At 68.5% G+C, this 12,394-nt stretch carries 10 protein-coding genes; 2 read left to right on the plus strand and 8 right to left on the minus strand.

Going from position 1 to position 12,394, the window contains the following annotated elements; all coding sequences use genetic code 11:
* Window positions 1–97 precede the first annotated feature (97 nt).
* Window positions 98–1,411: a M28 family metallopeptidase gene (locus tag ACFYMC_RS14705; RefSeq protein ID WP_388524016.1), complete on the plus strand. Its 1,314-nt coding sequence runs from the start codon at window positions 98–100 to the stop codon at window positions 1,409–1,411.
* 46 nt (window positions 1,412–1,457) lie between these two features.
* Here the strand turns inward: ACFYMC_RS14705 and ACFYMC_RS14710 are convergent, their stop codons facing one another.
* From ACFYMC_RS14710 to ACFYMC_RS14730, 5 genes are all read right to left on the minus strand, one after another.
* The gene (locus tag ACFYMC_RS14710; protein WP_388524019.1) at window positions 1,458–1,829 is read right to left on the minus strand and encodes a hypothetical protein; all 372 of its coding nucleotides are present in this window, start codon (window positions 1,827–1,829) and stop codon (window positions 1,458–1,460) included.
* Entirely contained in the window at window positions 1,826–2,029 is a 204-nt protein-coding gene (locus tag ACFYMC_RS14715; protein ID WP_388524022.1) for a hypothetical protein, read from the minus strand. The genes ACFYMC_RS14710 and ACFYMC_RS14715 overlap by 4 nt, the downstream gene beginning before the upstream one ends.
* Before the next feature lie 117 nt (window positions 2,030–2,146).
* Complete coding sequence (locus ACFYMC_RS14720) at window positions 2,147–3,451, minus strand: outer membrane lipoprotein carrier protein LolA (RefSeq protein ID WP_388524024.1); 1,305 nt, start codon at window positions 3,449–3,451, stop codon at window positions 2,147–2,149.
* Between the two features lie 224 nt (window positions 3,452–3,675).
* Window positions 3,676–4,686: a polyprenyl synthetase family protein gene (locus tag ACFYMC_RS14725; protein ID WP_388524027.1), complete on the minus strand. Its 1,011-nt coding sequence runs from the start codon at window positions 4,684–4,686 to the stop codon at window positions 3,676–3,678.
* 201 nt (window positions 4,687–4,887) lie between these two features.
* Window positions 4,888–5,694 (minus strand): Cof-type HAD-IIB family hydrolase, encoded by an 807-nt coding sequence (locus ACFYMC_RS14730; protein WP_388524030.1) that lies wholly within the window; start codon window positions 5,692–5,694, stop codon window positions 4,888–4,890.
* A 198-nt stretch (window positions 5,695–5,892) separates the two neighbouring features.
* Here ACFYMC_RS14730 and fahA point away from each other — a divergent pair, with 198 nt between their 5' ends.
* Window positions 5,893–7,122: a fumarylacetoacetase gene (fahA, locus tag ACFYMC_RS14735; protein WP_388524033.1), complete on the plus strand. Its 1,230-nt coding sequence runs from the start codon at window positions 5,893–5,895 to the stop codon at window positions 7,120–7,122.
* Window positions 7,123–7,241: 119 nt separating this feature from the next.
* Here fahA and nuoN read toward each other — a convergent pair whose 3' ends face one another.
* Genes nuoN through nuoL form a run of 3 tightly spaced genes read right to left on the minus strand, consistent with a single transcriptional unit; the run spans window position 7,242 to window position 12,389 of the window.
* A complete protein-coding gene (nuoN, locus tag ACFYMC_RS14740) occupies window positions 7,242–8,900 on the minus strand; it encodes an NADH-quinone oxidoreductase subunit NuoN (RefSeq protein WP_388524036.1) in 1,659 nt (552 codons plus the stop codon).
* The gene (locus ACFYMC_RS14745; protein WP_388524039.1) at window positions 8,897–10,492 is read right to left on the minus strand and encodes an NADH-quinone oxidoreductase subunit M; all 1,596 of its coding nucleotides are present in this window, start codon (window positions 10,490–10,492) and stop codon (window positions 8,897–8,899) included. The genes nuoN and ACFYMC_RS14745 overlap by 4 nt, the downstream gene beginning before the upstream one ends.
* A 1-nt stretch (window position 10,493) precedes the next feature.
* Window positions 10,494–12,389, minus strand: a complete 1,896-nt coding sequence (gene nuoL / locus ACFYMC_RS14750) for an NADH-quinone oxidoreductase subunit L (protein WP_388524042.1) — start codon at window positions 12,387–12,389, stop codon at window positions 10,494–10,496.
* Window positions 12,390–12,394: the final 5 nt, after the last annotated feature.

Below are 12,394 nucleotides of genomic sequence, written 5' to 3' on the forward strand. Positions count from 1 at the left end.
CAGACGCTCCAACAGCTCCAATCGCCCCCGGCCACGCCAAGCCGGGGGCGACTTCGCACGTTCCGCACTGTCCCCGTACGGAATTCGGAGCCCCCACATGATCTTCTCCGTTCCCCGACGCATGGCCACGGCCGCCGCCATCGCGGTCGCCGGCCTGCTCGCCGCCACGGCGCCCGCGGCGCTCGCCGCACCCACGGCCGTTTCCGCGGCCACTCCCCCGGACATCCCGGTGGCCAACGTCAAGGCGCACCTCTCCCAGCTCCAGACGATCGCCTCCAACAACAGCGGAAACCGGGCACACGGTCGCCCCGGCTACAAGGCCTCCATCGACTACGTGAAGGCCAAGCTGGACGCGGCCGGCTTCACCACCAGCCTGCAGACCTTCACCTCCAGCGGTTCCACCGGCTACAACCTGATAGCCGACTGGCCGGGCGGCGACCCGAACTCGGTACTGATGGCCGGAGCCCACCTCGACAGCGTCACCTCCGGCCCCGGCATCAACGACAACGGATCCGGGTCCGCAGCGATCCTGGAGACCGCGCTCGCCGTCTCCCGCGCCCAGCTCCAGCCCACCAAACACCTGCGCTTCGGCTGGTGGGGTGCGGAGGAGCTCGGCCTGATCGGCTCGAAGTACTACGTGAACAACCTGTCGAGCACCGAGCGCGGCAAGTTCGCCGGCTACCTCAACTTCGACATGATCGGCTCGCCGAACCCGGGCTACTTCGTCTACGACGACGACCCGACCATCGAGCAGACCTTCAAGGACTACTACGCCGGTCTGGGCGTGCCGACCGAAATCGAGACCGAGGGCGACGGCCGCTCCGACCACGCCTCCTTCAAGAACGTGGGCGTCCCGGTCGGCGGCCTGTTCACCGGCGCCAGCAGGACCAAGAGCAGCTCCCAGGCCCAGAAGTGGGGCGGCACAGCCGGCCAGGCCTTCGACCGCTGCTACCACTCCTCCTGCGACACCACCTCGAACATCAACGACACCGCTCTGGACCGCAACAGCGACGCCGTCGCGTACGCGATCTGGACGCTCGGCACCGCCACCACCCCACCGCCCGGATCCTCCTTCGAGAACACCACGGACGTGGCCATCCCGGACTCCCCTGGTGCAGCGGTGACATCGGACATCCTCGTGACCGGCGTCCCGGGCAACGCCCCCGCGACCACCAAGGTGGACGTGAACATCATCCACACCTACCGCGGTGACCTGGTGATCGACCTGGTGGCCCCGGACGGCAGCACCTACCGCCTGAAGAACTCCAGTTGGGACTCCGGCGACAACGTGATCGCCACCTACACCGTCAACGCCTCCAGCGAGGTGGCGAACGGCACCTGGAAGCTGCGGGTGCAGGACGTGGCCAGTTGGGACACCGGCTACATCAACAGCTGGAAGATCACCTTCTGACCAACTGCCCCACCCGGTACGGACGGATCCGAGCTGCGCTCGCGGGCTACATCCGCGAGCGCAGTTCGCGGGCGATCGCCGCTATATCGGCCCTGCCGAGCTTGGCGTCCTCCACCAGGTCGCCCAGTTCCTCCGGCGAGGGCAACTGGCGGACACCCGCCACCCGCAGGTACGAGCGGGTGGCGGCGGCTGCATAGAACTCGTTCATCGGTGATTCGAGCGCCGGGCACACCGCCAGGGTGTGCAGGAAGGCGGCGGCCCGCCAGGCGATGTCCGGGGCCGGCTGTTCGGGCAGCATCACCAGATCGCTGCGGTGCCGGGCGACGGCTGCCACCACACCGGAAGGGTCCCAGACCGCGGGGTCGGACGGGAGGTGGTGCTCAAGGGCGGTCCAAGCCCATTCCAGAGTGATCTTCACGTGCCGAACCGCGACTGGAAGTAGTCCCAGTGGTCGGCGAACTCATCGATCCCGATGAGGAACTGGGCACGGTCCCCGTCCAGTTCCCGCTCGGTCACCTCGGTGATCAGCGCGGTCACCGTCGTCCCCAAAGCAGCCGCACGCGCCGTGAGGCGGTCGTGGAACTCCTCGTCCAGGCGAATGGTGACGTGTCTCGACATGCCGGCCACCGTACAGCGGGCGAGTCGCGCAGACACCCCCTGGCGGAAAGGTCCATGGGGCGGCCGAGGCGAGGACCTCGACCGCCCCTTCGGGCACCCCAGCCGCGACCTGCGGCTTTAGCGGGCCGAGTTGGCGGCCTTCAGGAGCGTGTCCTGGGTCACGGCGCCGACGTAGACGGTGCCGTGGTCCGTCATGAGGACGTTGACCAGACGGGTGGTGAAGATCCGTCCCCCACCGAAGGTGCCGGACACCTTCTTCCCCAGCGAGTCGAGGAACTGCCCGGCCTCCTTGGGCATGTCCTTCGTGGCGCCACCCACCGCACCCTGGGCGGTGCCGATCCGGGCGACGCTCGCCCAACCCTCGCCGATGACCTCGGTCTCCTTGCCCTGCGCACCGAGCCCGTCCAAGCCCGGGATCGGCAGCGACTCCAGGGGCTTGAAGTCCTTCAGGCCCTGGCTGAGGGCACCGGTATCGGCCGAGTCCTTGGCTCCGGCGTGGTCCTCCGCCGGACGGTCGCCCGGGACCACCTTCGTCCCCTTGGGCAGGGTGAAGGCGGCTGCCGCCGGCTTGCCGAAGTCGACCTTGGTGAAGCCCGCTTCGGCGATCGGTTTGCCGCCCGAACTGGAGAGCACCGAGAACCGCAGCGGGGTGCCGTTCCCCGCGTCCACCGCGATCCTGATGGAGTCCACGGTGGAACCGCTCTGCTTGGGCTTGAGCACCAACTGGTAGGCGTCGCGACCGGCCACCTGGAGGGTGCTGCCCAGGCTGACCGAAGTGGTGCCCTCGGTGGCCTTGAGGACCTCCTGCGCCATCACCCGTGGGGTGGGAGCGTCCTTGAGCGCCTCCTTGCGGGAGCGCACGCCATGACCGGCCCCGGCTTCCGGCACGCTCTCGTGCACCGCCTGGCCCGAGGCGCTGTCGTAGCCCCAGGCGTCCTTTCCGTTGTGGATGAGGCTGTACTCCTCCTGACCGTTCAGGAAGGTGAGCTTCTGGCGATCGGGTCCGTCCGCGGCGATCTTGAGCGTGTGCGTACCGCTCGTCAGCTCCATCAGCTTGGACTCGGGCGAGGCGCTGGACCCGCCCTCCTCATCGCCGACCAGCCCCTTCGCGAGACCGCTCAACGCGCCACCCCCGAAGCCGGGCAGCCCCAGGTCCGTGCTCACCTTGAGGGTGCCGGAGAGCTGCTCCGTCTGCGAACCAGCGATCTTTTCGATGAGCTGCTGCGCAGTGATCTCGGGAAGGTCGGGGCTCCCGTTCGCCGCCAGGGCGGGAACCAGCCCGATGGTCGCCGCGGCCACCCCCGCCACCGTGATGGGGACGACGTACCGCGCGGCTCTGCGCCGTCCCGCCCGCAGGTCCGCCGCTTCTTCGGCAGCGGCCACCCTCTCCTGCTCCGGGGCCCCGCCTGCGTTCGCTGCCATATCGTCCGCCCTACCCTCTTGTCTCGCCCGATCCGGTGGTCTCGATGTATCCATCTGACCAAATCGGGCCGGGCAAAGCGTCAGACCCCGGAATCAACTCCGCGTACTACGAAGGGATGACACCGTCGCAGCCGAAGTGGTGCATCCCGTAAGGGTTGCCCTTCCACATGCCGAAGCCCGGTGCCGCCGACGCGGGGACCGGGCTTCGTTGTGTGTGCGGGGGCTCAGCCGGCGCGGTGGACCACCGCGTCGCAGAGCTCCTCAAGGGCGGACTTCGCGAAGCACTCGGGCAGCGGGGCGAGCACGGTACGCGCCTCCTGCGCGTAGCGGATGGTGTCCCGACGGGCCAGCTCCAGCGCCGGGTGGACCCGCAGCCGGGTCAGCACCTCGGCGAGCCGGGCGTCGTCGGCGAGGTCCCCGTCGAGCAGCGCCACCAACTCCTGGTCCTCAGTACGGCCGTCACGGTCGGCCATCTCACGTAGACGGAGCACCGGCAGCGTGGGGATTCCCTCACGGAGGTCGGTGCCCGGGGTCTTGCCCGACTCGTGCGAGTCGGAGGCGATGTCCAGGACGTCGTCGGCGAGCTGGAAGGCGGTGCCCAGGCGCTCACCGTACTGCGTGAGGATGTCGACGACCGACTCGTCGGCGCCGGCCATCATGGCGCCGAAACGACCGGAGACGGCGATGAGCGAACCCGTCTTTCCGGAGATCACGTCCAGGTAGTGCTCAACGGGATCCCGGCCGTCGCTGGGGCCCGCGGTCTCCAGGATCTGGCCGGTGACCAGTCGCTCGAAGGCTTCAGCCTGGACCCGGACGGCCTCGGGGCCGAGGTCGGCGAGGATGTGCGAGGCCCTGGCGAAGAGGAAGTCACCCGTGAGGACGGCCACCGAATTGCCCCAGCGGGCATTGGCGCTCTGGACGCCCCGCCGCACGTCCGCCTCGTCCATGACGTCATCGTGGTAGAGCGTCGCGAGATGGGTGAGCTCGACCACCACCGCGGCGGGCACGATGCCCGGAGCGTACGGATCCCCGAAGCGTGCGGCGAGCATCACCAGCAGGGGCCGGAAGCGTTTGCCGCCGGCGCGCACCAGATGCTGGGCGGCTTCGGTGATGAAGGGGACGTCGCTCTTGGTGGCTTCGAGCAGTCCTTCTTCGACAGCCGCCAGCCCGGCCTGGACATCGGCCTCAAGAGCCTGGTCCCGCACGCTCAGTCCGAACGGCCCGACGACGGTCACGAGGGGTCTCCTGTCTGCTGACGATCACACGGATTGTCGATGTGTCGCTGCCTTCACTCAAGTCAGCGTATCCGGTCCATTTTCGATCACCGTGATCGCCCGCCCGTGACCGGCCACCCAGCGCACGAAGAGAACCGATATGCCTTGGATAGGTTTTTTCCACCCTATAGAGGCTTTTACCCCGCCTGCTGCCGGGAGGTCTCAGTCGAAGATCCGCTCCAGGACGACCGCGACACCGTCCTGCGCGTTCGACAGCGTGATCTCGTCCGCCACCGCCTTCAGCTCCCGGTGCGCATTGGCCATGGCAACCCCGTGGGCCGCCCAGCCGAACATCGGCACATCGTTCGGCATGTCCCCGAAGGCGATCGTGGACTCCGCCCCGAGACCCAGGCCAGCCGCCGCCAGGGCCAGCCCGCTGGCCTTGGTGACCCCCGGCGGCTGGAGCTCCACGGTGTGCTCGCCGGCCATGGTGACGCTCACCAGATCGCCCACGACGGCGCGAGCCACGCCGGTGAGCTCATCGTCGTCCAGCCGCGGGTGCTGCAACAACACCTTGGTGATGGGCGCGGTCCAGAGCGCCTCCCGGGTCGCCACCCGCACGGTGGGCAGATGGGGGTGCCACATCCGGTAGCCGGGGCCGATCAGCATCTCCGCATCCAGGCCCTCCCCGTTCACCGCGGCGTAGACCTCGCCGACCTCGGCTTCGATCTTGCCGAGCGCGAGGTCCGCGAGCTCCCTGTCCAGTGGCACCGAGCTGACCATCCGGCCGGCGGACACGTCGTACACCTGCGCCCCCTGGGCGCAGACCGCGAGCCCCTGGTAACCGAGGTCGTCCAGGAGGTGACGCACCTGGGCGACGGGGCGCCCGGTGACGACGATATGGCGGGCCCCGGCCGTACGAGCGAGGTCGAGTGCGGCGCGGGAGCGCGGGGAAACCGTCTCCCCTTCGCGTAACAAGGTGCCGTCCAAATCGGTGGCGACCAAGGAATAGGGGAGGGCGGAATTCACGGTGTCAAGCATACGGACGGAGATCATGATGGGTGGTGACAAGTCGTATGAATAGGAGTGTGATCCGTCCGCTTTCCGGCCTCCCGCCTCCGGCATGCGCCACGTAACGTGTCATCCCGCACCGACACTTCCCGGGAGCCACCCCGGAACGGAAACCCGGGCCCGCCCCGGACCGCGTGGAAAGCGAGGCAGCACCCCATGCCCGAGCAGAGCCCGCTCGACCTCCCCGAGGGCGACCCCTTCGGACCGCACAATCTGCCGTACGGCGTGTTCAGCACCGCCGACGAGCCGGAGCGGAGGCGGATCGGCGTCCGCATCGGCGGGCACGTACTGGACGCGGGAGCCGCCGCCCGGTCGCTCGGTTCCCCCCACACCACCCTGCTCGACCACTCCAGCCTCAACCCGCTGCTGGCCGCGGGACGCACGACCTGGAGCGAGGTCAGGCGGGCACTGACCGCCTGGGTGACCGACCCCGGCCACCGCTCGGTGGTCGAGCCCCTGCTGCACCCCCTGTCCGAGGTACGGCTCCACCTGCCCTACGAGGTGGCAGACTACGTCGACTTCTACGCCAGCGAGCACCACGCCACCAACGTGGGCCAGATCTTCCGCCCGGACGGTGCGGCACTGACCCCGAACTGGAAGCACCTTCCGATCGGTTACCACGGTCGTTCCGGCACCATCGTGGTCTCGGGCACCGAGGTGGTACGCCCCAGCGGGCAGCGCAAGACGCCCGCCGAGACCGCGCCCGTCTTCGGCCCCTCGGTCAAACTCGACATCGAAGCCGAGGTCGGCTTCCTCGTGGGTACCCCCTCGGCACTGGGCCAGCCCGTGGGGCTCAACGAGTTCCGCGACCACGTCTTCGGGCTCTTCCTCCTCAACGACTGGTCGGCGCGCGACATCCAGGCCTGGGAGTACGTACCACTCGGCCCCTTCCTCGGGAAGTCCTTCGCCACCTCGGTCTCCGCGTGGGTGACCCCGCTGGAGGCCCTCGAAGCAGCCCGAGTGGCCCCGCCGGCCCGCGACTTCGACCTGCTGCCCTACCTCGACGACTCGACCGCCGCCCAGCCCGACGGCTTCGACCTGCGGATCTCGGTGGAGATCAACGGGCAGGAAGTCTCCACCCCGCCGTTCGCCACGATGTACTGGACCGCGGCCCAACAGTTGGCGCATATGACCGTCAACGGCGCCTCGCTGCGCACCGGCGACGTCTACGGCTCCGGTACGGTCAGCGGCCCCGAGGTCGGGCAGCGCGGCTCCCTGCTGGAGCTCACCTGGAACGGGCAGGACGCCATCGAACTGACCGACGGCAAGCGCACCTTCCTGGAAGACGGCGACGAGGTGACACTGACCGCCTGGGCCCCGGGCCCGGACGGCACCCGAGTGGGTCTCGGCGAGGTCCGCGGCAAGATCACACCCGCCAACGCCTGAGGCCCGTCCCGGCATCCCCACCGGGCACACCGCAACCGACCGGCGAGACACAGAACGTGCTTCAGGCCCGGCCCCTCCACGAGGTGCCGGGCCTGAAGCACGGGTGCGAAACCGCGGGCTCAGCGGACGAACACGCTCGCCTGGTTGGCGAGGTCGAGGAAGTACTGGGGGGCCACACCGAGCACCACCGTGACGAGCACGCCGGCCGCGATCGCCGACATCGTCAACGGGGAGGGAACCGCCACGGACGGACCGTCCGCCTTGGGCTCACTGAAGAACATCAGCACGATCACCCGGATGTAGAAGAAGGCGGCGATCGCGGAGGAGAGCACACCGACGACCACCAACGCGCCCGCTCCCCCCTCGGCCGCCGCCTTGAACACCGCGAACTTCCCAGCGAACCCACTGGTCAGCGGAATGCCGGCGAAGGCCAGCAGGAAAACGGCGAAAACGGCCGCGACCAGCGGCGAACGGCGGCCCAAACCAGCCCACTTGGAGAGATGAGTGGCCTCGCCGCCCGCGTCGCGGACCAGGGTGACCACGGCGAAGGCTCCGATCGTCACGAAGGAGTAGGCCGCCAGGTAGAACAGGACGGAGGAGATGCCCTGCTGGTTGGTGGCGATCACACCGGCCAGGATGAAGCCGGCGTGCGCGATGGAGGAGTACGCGAGCAGCCGTTTGACGTCAGTCTGCGTCACCGCGATCACCGCACCGGCCAACATCGTGACGATGGCCACGCCCCACATCACCGGGCGCCAGTCCCAGCGCAGGCCCGGGAGCACCACGTAGAGCAGGCGCAGAAGGGCCCCGAAGGCGGCCACCTTGGTGGCGGCGGCCATGAAGCCGGTCACCGGGGTGGGCGCGCCCTGGTAGACGTCCGGCGTCCACATGTGGAAGGGCACCGCACCGACCTTGAACAGCAGGCCAGTGAGGATCATGGCCCCACCGATCAGCAGCAGCACGTCGTTGCCCATGGTGTCGGCGAGCGCCGGGTCGATCCGTGCGACCGTGCCGTCCACGACATCGGCGATCGCGGCGTAGGAGACGGATCCGGCGTACCCGTAGAGCAGCGCGATGCCGAAGAGGAAGAAGGCCGAGGAGAACGCGCCCAACAGGAAGTACTTGACCGCTGCTTCCTGGGACATCAGCCGCTGGCGGCGGGCGACCGCACAGAGCAGGTACAGCGGCAGCGAGAAGACCTCCAGGGCGACGAACAGCGTCAGCAGGTCGTTGGCGGCCGGGAAGACCAGCATGCCGGTGACGGCGAACAGCGCCAGCGGGAAGACCTCCGTGGTGGTGAATCCCGCCTTGACCGCGGCCTTCTCGTGCTCACTGCCCGGGATGGCGGCGGCTTGGGCGGCGAAGGAATCCACCCGGTTGCCGTGGGCGGCCGGATCCAGCCTGCGCTCCGCGAAGGTGAAGACAGCGACGATCGAGGCGAGCAGGATCGTGCCTTGGAGGAACAGCGTCGGACCGTCCACGGCGATGGCACCCATCGCGGCGACATGTGCCTTGGTGGTGCCATAGCCGGCGGCGGCCAGCCCCACGACGGCGGCGAACGCCGAAGCGAGGGCCGCGACCGCGAGGAACAACTGCGCGTAGTACCGGCTTCGGCGCGGCAGGAGGGCCTCAAGGAGAATGCCGAGGATCGCCGCGCCGACCACGATGAGCACGGGGGCGAGTTGGGCGTACTCGATGTGCGGGGCCGGGATCTTGTCCACCGGGTCGGCGGCCACCACCCATCGACCCGCGAGCTCCTGGACAGCTGATGGGCTCACTTCGCCGCCTCCACTTCGGGCTGGGGGTCCGTCTGCTTGACGTCGGACATGGTGTGCTGAACCGCCGGGTTGACGATGTCGGTCAGCGGCTTGGGGTAGACGCCCAGGAAGAGCAGCAGTGCGATCAGCGGCGTGACGACGAGCAGTTCGCGCATCCTCAGGTCCGGCATGCTGCGGACCTCTTCCTTCACCGGGCCGGTCATCGTGCGCTGGTAGAGGACCAGGGTGTACAGCGCGGCGAGCACGATGCCGAGGGTGGCAATGATGCCCACCGCCGGATACCTGGAGAAGGTGCCCACCAAGACCAGGAACTCACTGACGAAGGGCGCCAGCCCCGGTAGCGAGAGCGTGGCCAGGCCACCGATGAGGAAGGTGCCGGCGAGCACCGGCGCGACCTTCTGAACCCCGCCGTAGTCGGCGATCAGTCGGGACCCGCGCCGCGAGATCAGGAAGCCGGCGACCAGCATCAACGCCGCGGTCGAGAGGCCGTGGTTGACCATGTAGAGGGTCGCGCCGGACTGTCCTTGGGAGGTCATCGCGAAGATGCCCAGGATGATGAAGCCGAAGTGCGAGATGGACGCGTAAGCGATCAGGCGCTTGATGTCCCGCTGTCCGACGGCGAGCAGCGCCCCGTAGACGATGCTGATCAGCGCGAGCACCAGGATCACGGGGGTGGCCCACTTGCTGGCCTCGGGGAACAGCCCCAGGCAGAAGCGGAGCATCGCGAAGGTGCCGACCTTGTCGACGACGGCGGTGATCAGAACGGCCACCGGCGCGGTGGCCTCGCCCATCGCGTTGGGCAGCCAGGTGTGCAGCGGCCACAGAGGAGCCTTGACTGCGAAGGCGAAGAAGAAGCCGAGGAAGAGCAGCCGCTCGGTGTTGGTCGCCATTTCGAGGGTGCCGGCGGCGCGGGCCGCGGTGATCTCCTGGAGGGAGAAGCTGCCCGCCACCACGTACAGGCCGATGACGGCGGCCAGCATGATCAGGCCGCCGACCAGGTTGTAGAGCAGGAACTTGACCGCGGCGTAGGAGCGTTGGGTGGCCGCGTGCTCGTCCGAACCGGAGTGCGCCCGGTCCCCGAAGCCACCGATGAGGAAGTACATCGGGATCAGCATGGCTTCGAAGAAGATGTAGAAGAGGAAGACGTCGGTCGCCTCGAAGGAGATGATCACCATCGCTTCGACCATCAGGATCAGGGCGAAGAAGCCCTGAGTGGGGCGCCACCGCTTGGACTCGGACGCCGCGGCTCCTTGGTCCGGCGCCGCCGGACCGGTGGCGTCGTACCAACCGGCGACGATCACGAAGGGGATCAGCAGCGCGGTGAGCGCGATGAGGGCCACCCCGATGCCGTCCACACCGAGCTCGTAGCGGACCCCGAAGTCGGGGATCCAGGACTGGGACTCGGTGAGCTGGTAGCGCGCACCGCCCGGGTCGAAGCGGATGGCGACGATCGCGGCGAGCGCCAGCGTGCCGAGGGAGAAGAGCAGCGCGAGCCATTTGGCGGCGGTCCGGCGGGCGGCCGGTACGGCCGCCGTGAGGATCGCGCCGACCGCGGGCAGCGCGGCCGTCGCCGTCAGAATCGGGAAAGACATTTCACACCGCCCTCATCAGCAGGGCAGCGGCGATCACAATCGCCGTGCCTCCGAACATCGAGACCGCGTAACTGCGGGCGTAGCCGTTCTGTAGCTTGCGCAGACGGCCCGAGAGCCCGCCGACCGAGGCGGCCGTCCCGTTGACCACGCCGTCGACCAGGGTGTGGTCCACGTACACCAGCGAACGGGTCAGGTGCTCGCCGCCGCGGACCAACACCACGTGGTTGAAGTCGTCCTGAAGCAGGTCGCGACGGGCTGCGCGGGTGAGCAGGGAGCCGCGCGGGGCGACGAGCGGAACGGGCTTCTTGCCGTACTGGACGTAGGCGACGCCGACGCCGACGAGGAGGACCACCACGGTCATGGAGGTGATGGCGGCGGCGCTGAGCGGCGCGTGCCCGTGTTCGAAGGAGGTGACGGGCTCCAGCCACTTCACGAATGCCTCGTTCAGGCTGAAGAGCCCGCCCGCGAACACCGAGCCGAAGGCCAGGATGACCATCGGGATCGTCATCGACTTCGGGGACTCGTGCGGGTGCGGAGGATTGCCCTGCGCGTCCGGCTGCCAACGCTTCTCGCCGAAGAAGGTCATCAGCATCACGCGGGTCATGTAGTACGCGGTGAGGGCGGCGCCCAACAGGGTGACCGCGCCGAGGATCCAGCCCTCGGTGCCGCCCTTGGCGAAGGCCACCTCGATGATCTTGTCCTTGGACCAGAAGCCGGACAGGCCCGGGAAGCCGATGATGGCCAGGTAGCCGAGGCCGAAGGTGACGAAGGTGACCGGCATGTACTTGCGCAGCCCGCCGTACCTGCGCATGTCCACCTCGTCGTTCATGCCGTGCATGACCGAACCAGCGCCGAGGAAGAGGCCCGCCTTGAAGAAGCCGTGCGTGACCAGGTGCATGATCGCGAAGGCGTAGCCGATGGGGCCGAGCCCGGCAGCCAGCACCATGTAGCCGATCTGCGACATCGTCGATCCGGCCAGGGCCTTCTTGATGTCGTCCTTGGCGCAACCGACGACGGCACCGAACAGGAGGGTGACCCCACCCACCACCACGGTGACCAGTTGGGCGTCCGGGGCACCGTTGAAGATCGCCCCGGAGCGGGTGATCAGGTAGACGCCGGCGGTGACCATGGTGGCGGCGTGGATGAGTGCCGAGACGGGGGTGGGGCCCTCCATGGCGTCCCCCAGCCAGGACTGGAGCGGCACCTGGGCCGACTTGCCGCAGGCCGCGAGCAGCAGCATCAGCGCGATGGCCGTCAGCTTGCCCTCGCTCGCCTCTCCCGCCGATTCCAGTACCGGCCCGAAGGCGAAGGTGCCGAAGGTGGTGAACATCAGCATGATCGCGATCGACAGTCCGATGTCACCGACGCGGTTGACCAGGAAGGCCTTCTTGGCGGCGGTGGCCGCGCTGGGCTTGTGTTGCCAGAAACCGATCAACAGGTAGGAGGCGAGTCCGACGCCCTCCCAGCCCATGTACAGAAGCAGGTAGTTGTCGGCGAGGACCAGCAGCAGCATCGCCGCGAGGAAGAGGTTGAGGTATCCGAAGAAGCGGCGCCGGCGCTCGTCGTGCTCCATGTACCCGATCGAGTACAGGTGGATCAGCGTGCCGACGCCCGTGATCAACAGGACGAACGTCATGGACAGCTGGTCGAGCTGGAAGGCCACGTCCGCTTGGAAGCCCTCCACGGGGATCCAGCTGAACAAGAACTGGTGCAAGGTGCGGTCCTCGCCCGGGCGACCGAGCAGGTCCACGAAGAGAGCGACGCCGATGCCGAAGGAGACGGCGGCGAGCACGGTGCCCAGCCAGTGGCCGGCACGGTCGAGGCGCCGACCGCCGCACAGCAGTACGGCCGCTCCGAGCAGTGGCGCCGCGATGAGCAGCGCGATCAGGTTCTCCACTTTGA

It is taken from the genome of Streptomyces sp. NPDC006879 (assembly GCF_042869595.1).
Lineage (GTDB): Bacteria > Actinomycetota > Actinomycetes > Streptomycetales > Streptomycetaceae > Streptomyces.